Genomic DNA, 4,583 nt, shown 5'->3' on the forward strand with positions numbered 1-4,583 from the left:
CGCCGGCGCGCGGGAAGCGCCTGCACCGTCTCCACCAGCCCCTCCACAGCCGCCGGGTTGTGCGCATAGTCCACCAGCACCCGCACCTCGCCCAGGCGCAGCAGGTTCAGGCGGCCCGGCGTCATGGACGGCGACGGGAAGAAGGAGAGCAGCCCCGCCCGGATGGTGTCGTACCGCACCCCCTGCACGTAGGCCGCAAGGATGGCGGCCAGCACGTTCTGCTGCTGGAACCGCGCGGCGCCCCCCATCATCAGCGGCACCTCGCGCTGCGTGGCGATGGGAATGCGCAGCCGCCCGCGCCGGATGACGAACTCGCCGTCCTCCACCCGCGCGCCGATGCCGCCACGCTCGATGTGGTCGTCGAACACGCGGTTCTCCCCCGGCTGCATCGTCGAGAAGAGCACGATGTCGCCCCCCGAACGGTCGCGCATCCGGTAGACCAGCGGGTCGTCGGCGTTCAGCACCGCGTGCCCCTCGCGCTTCACCACCGCGGGGACCACGGACTTGACCTCCGCCAGCTGCTCCACGGTGTTGATGCCGCGCAGCCCCAGGTGGTCGGCCGCCACGTTCAGCACCACGCCCACGTCGCACTCGTCGAACCCCAGCCCGGCCCGGATCACCCCGCCGCGCGCCGTTTCCAGCACGGCCACTTCCACCGTGGGGTTGGAGAGGATGATGTTGGCGCTGAAGGGCCCCGTCATGTCGCCCTCCATCACCAGCCGGTTCTGCAGGTACACGCCGTCCGTGGTCGTGAACCCCACCGTCTTTCCCGTCTGCCGGAACAGGTGGGCCGTCAGCCGCGTGGTCGTCGTCTTTCCGTTCGTCCCCGTGATGGCGACGACGGGAATGGTGTACGGCGACCCCGGCGGATACAGCATGTCGATGATGGGCGCGCCCACGTTGCGCGGCTGGCCCTCCGACGGGTGCGAGTGCATCCGCAGCCCCGGCGCGGCGTTCACCTCGATGATCACCGCGCGGTTCTCGCGGAAGGGCACCGTGATGTCGGGCGAGAGCACGTCGATCCCCGCGATGTCGAGCCCCACGATCCCCGCCGCCATCTCGCAGGCGGTCACGTTGTCCGGGTGCACCTCGTCCGTCCGGTCGATAGACGTGCCCCCGGTCGACAGGTTCGCCGTCGCCCGCAGGTACACCCGCTCGCCCGGCGCCGGCACGTCCTGCTGCGTGCGGGCGGACGAGGCCAGGTACGCGTCCGTGGCCGCGTCGTCGGGGAGCTGCGTCAGCGTGCGCGAGTGCCCCCGGCCGCGGCGCGGGTCCTGGTTGGCGATGCGGATCAGCTCGGCGATGGTGTGCTGTCCATCCCCCACCACGTGGGCGGGCACGCGCTCGGCCACGGCCGCCACCTTGCCGTCCACCACCAGCACCCGGTAGTCGCTGCCGGTGACGTACTGCTCGATGACCACCTTGCGCGAGAACTTGGCGGCCACCTCGAAGGCGGCCCGCACCCCGTCGTCGTCGTCGATGCGGCCGGAGATGCCCCGCCCGTGGCTGGCGTCCAGCGGCTTCAGCAGCACCGGCCAGCCGATCTCGTGCGCCACTTCCACCGCCCGCTCCAGCGTGGTGGCCACGCTCCCCTCCGGCACCGGCAGGCCAATGGCGCCCAGCACCCGGCGCGTGTCGTCCTTGTCCTGGGCGATCTCCACCCCGATGGCGCTGGTGTAGTCGCTCATCGCCGCCTGCACCCGCCGCAGGTTCACCCCCAGCCCCAGCTGCACCAGCGAGTGGCTGTTCAGCCGGCGCACGGGAATGCCCCGCCGCCGCGCCTCTTCGACGATGGCGGCGGTGGACGGGCCCAGCCGCACGCTTTCCAGCAGGTCGTGAAGGTCTTCGACGGCGTATTTGATGTCGTAGGGCTCGCCCTTCATGCAGGCCTTGACCAGGCGCACGGCCTGGCGCACGGCCTCGAGCCCCACGTCTTCCTCCTCGTACGCCACGATCAGCCACCAGACGCCCGGATCGCCGCTTTCCACCACCCGGCCGAACGACACGTCGGTGCCCGCCAGCGTCTGCAGCTCCAGGGCGACGTGCTCCAGCACGTGGGGCAGGTGCGTGCCCTCGCGCAGCCGCTCGATGAAGCCGCCCTCGGTGCCGCGCGAGCACGGGTGCTCGTACAGCGTGGGCATCAGCTCCAGCAGCTGCTCGTTGAAGCCGGGGATGGCGGTGGTGGGCACGTCCTCGAGCGCGCCCAGCCGCAGGTCGCACGCGATGACGGGCGCCAGCCGCCAGAAGTTGGGGCCGCGCACGGCGCGCAGGCGGCTGACCCGCAGCTCTTCCGGGTCGAACTCGCGCGGGGGCGCCGGGGCCTCCGTCAGGGCCTGGGACATGTTCCGGTGGTGTTGGTCGTCGGGGAACGGGGGCCGGAGGGCCCCCGCATTCAGGTGTGGATGCGGCGCGTGTGCTCCCACGCCTGCGCCTGCAGGGGAGCGCCGCCGCGCGCGGGCTCGCTCTCGGGCCGGGCGCGGCGCTCGCAGCAGTCGATTCGGCGCGTGTACGCGCGCGGCTCCGGCGTGGCGCCCACGGGCTCGGGCGCGCGCTGCACTTCGGGGGTCATGGCCAGCATGCTCTGCCTTCCCTTTCCGTTTTCCGAACCGCGCCTCCGTACGGCGCGTACAGGGGCAAGGAGCAGAAAGCATACCATTCGCCAAGTCTGGCGCGGGGCCCTTTCCGCCGTGCTACGCAAGGGTTTGAGGGTCGCGCGCGTGCCAAACGGAGCCGCTCCCCTTACATTGGCCTCCATTGGTCCGGCACCCGGAAACAACACCTGCACGAGCCTGCTGTCGTACATGAGCGAACAGACCTCGACGTCCGCCCGCGCGGTGACGGTGGACGAGCTTTGCGAACACCTGTCGGCCCTGCGCCGCCCCGACGGCGAGGCGCTGTGCCGCTTCGCCCGCCTGTTCTTCGCCAAGGTGCCGCGCCAGCTGCTGGAAGAGCGCGGCACCGCCCAGCTGGCGGCGCTCACGCTGGGCGCCTGGGAGTTCCTGCGCGGCGCCCGGCCGGACCAGGTGAACGTGCAGGTGGTGGACCCCGAGGACGAGGGGTGGAGCGCCCCCGTCACCGTCATCCGGGCCGAGGTGGGCGACCGCCCCTTCATCGTCGACACGGTGCGCGAGTACCTGGCCGCCGAGGGGCTGCACATCCACCAGTACGTGTACCCCGTGATCCCCGTGCGCCGCGGCCCGGCGGGGGAGATCGTGGCCGTGGGCGACGAGGCGGGCGAGGGCGCGTCGCTCGAGGCGCTGACCCACTGCGAGGTGGCGCGGGTGACGGACCCGACCCAGCGCACCGGCGTGGCCGAGGGCATCCGCCAGCGCCTGGCCGACGTGGTAGACGCCACCAGCGACTTCCCGGCGATGACGCGGGTGCTGGAGCACGAGGCCAAGGTCGTGGAGGAGTACGCCGCGCGCTTTCCCGACCGGGCGGCCGAGTTCGCGGAGGAGGCCGAGTTCCTCCGCTGGCTGGGGCTGGGCAACTTCGTGTTCCTGGGCTTCCGCGAGTACGCCATCGAGGGGGAGGGCGACGCGGCCTCGGTCGCGGTGCGCGACGGCTCGGGGCTGGGCATTCTGCGCGACCCGTCGTCGTCGTCGTACGCCGCCCCGGTGCGGGTGAGCGCCATGCCCGCGGGGCTGCGCGAGCGGCTGCTGGGCGGGCCCACGCTGATGGTGGCCAAGAGCACCGCCGAGTCCACGGTGCACCGCCGCGCGCGGATGGACTACGTGGGGGTGAAGGTGCTGGACGAGGCGGGGCGCGTGCGGGGCGAGCGGCGCTTCCTGGGGCTGTTCACGTCGCAGGCGTACGGCAGCACCGTCGCCGAGGTGCCGCTGCTGCGCGGCAAGCTCGACCGGCTGCTGGCCGCCTCGGGCTCGCGCCCGGGCGGGCACGACTACAAGGAGATCGTTTCCATCGTCGACGCGCTCCCCAAGGACGAGCTCTTCGAGGCGACGGAAGAGGAGCTTCGCGCACAGGTGCAGGCGTCGCTGGCGGCGCTGTTCACCGAGGGCGTGCGGGTGGTAATGCGCGCCAACCCGGTGCGCGACGAGGCGGCGGTGCTGGTGATCCTGCCCGGCGGCCGCTTCAGCGCCGAGGTGCGGCGCGCCATCGGGCAGCTGCTGGCCGACCGGCTGGGCGGACAGGTGGTGAACCACTACCTGCGCATGGCGGCGGGCGACCAGGCCCGCATCCACTACTACCTGACCACCGCCCCCGGGGCCGCGCTCCCCGACCCCCGCGAGCTGGAGCGCGAGGTGGCCGGGCTGCTGCGCTCGTGGCAGGAGCTGCTGAACGATGCCCTGCGGGGCGCCGGGGTCGACGAGGCCGATGCCGAGGCGCTGACCGGCACCTACGGGGCGGCGGTCAGCCCCGAGTACCGCGCGGCCAACAGCCCGCACACGGCGCTTCACGACGTGCTGCACCTGGAGGAGTTGCGCCGGCGGGGCGAACCGGTGGCGCTGCAGCTTCGCCAGCCGCTCCCCGGCGAGCCGGCGCCGCAGGGCTCGTCCATCCTCAAGCTGTACCTTTCCGGCGAGCGGCTGGTGCTTTCGGACTTCATGCCCATCCTGGAGGAT

2 protein-coding genes and 1 pseudogene are annotated in these 4,583 nt (G+C 72.4%); 1 reads left to right on the forward strand and 2 read right to left on the reverse strand.

Annotated features, from left to right (window positions below; genetic code table 11):
- Both cphA and VIB55_RS02105 read right to left on the reverse strand, forming a co-directional pair.
- Window positions 1–2,342, reverse strand: a 2,342-nt coding sequence (gene cphA / locus VIB55_RS02100; RefSeq protein WP_331875008.1) for a cyanophycin synthetase, incomplete at its 3' end; no start/stop codon positions are given.
- A 50-nt stretch (window positions 2,343–2,392) separates the two neighbouring features.
- Window positions 2,393–2,578 carry a hypothetical protein gene (locus VIB55_RS02105; RefSeq protein ID WP_331875009.1) on the reverse strand — a complete coding sequence of 62 codons (186 nt, stop codon included), beginning with the start codon at window positions 2,576–2,578 and terminating at the stop codon, window positions 2,393–2,395.
- Between the two features lie 223 nt (window positions 2,579–2,801).
- Between VIB55_RS02105 and VIB55_RS02110 the strand changes: the two are divergent.
- Window positions 2,802–4,583 (forward strand): annotated as a pseudogene (locus VIB55_RS02110) (hypothetical protein); the annotation flags it as partial.

The sequence above is a fragment of the Longimicrobium sp. genome (assembly GCF_036554565.1).
Classification (GTDB): Bacteria; Gemmatimonadota; Gemmatimonadetes; order Longimicrobiales; family Longimicrobiaceae; genus Longimicrobium.